General features: G+C 48.6%; 1 protein-coding gene. It reads right to left on the bottom strand.

Annotated features, from left to right (window positions below):
- Window positions 1-560, bottom strand: a 560-nt coding sequence (locus tag A3750_RS06235; protein WP_156498449.1) for an alpha/beta fold hydrolase, incomplete at both ends; no start/stop codon positions are given.

The following is a 560-nucleotide window of genomic DNA, read 5'->3' as shown; positions in this document are numbered from 1 at the left end:
TCTTCCCCCACCACTAGCTGAACAGGGCATTCTATTCCGCCCATAATGGCTGCAACCTGGGCTTCAGAGAACCTAAGAAGAGAAGGCTCTAAAAGACGCGGATCAGAAGACCAAACGTATCCTCCCTCTACTTCTCGTGTTCCTCGCTCGACTAAAGTACGCGCAGCCTCGATGGATATCTTGCCAACTCCCGACATTCGCGCCTTTGCTGCTACCTCTTTACTCGGGTACGTGTTTAATTTTGAGTGACGCAAAGCAGCAGCGCGCTTAACCGCCTTCTTAAGTTGAGGCAGCACATTCTCTATATCATCAGTCAAAGGGCCTAAACTATCCAACAACACCAAGTGCTTGACGCGCTCAGGAACCGAAGCTGCGATAAGTGTCGCAACAATACCCCCCAAAGAATGCCCAATGATATCAAACTCACCGTTTTCACATATGGCGTCTACAAACGCTAGTACATCCAACGTATTGTCGACGAGATGATAGTTAGCGGATTTTGGTCGATGTTCGGAATGACCATGCCCCGGCAACTCTAATGCAAAAAAAGGACGATCAAA

Source organism: Oleiphilus sp. HI0079 (assembly GCF_001635105.1).
This window is presented reverse-complemented; position numbering and strand designations above follow the sequence as displayed.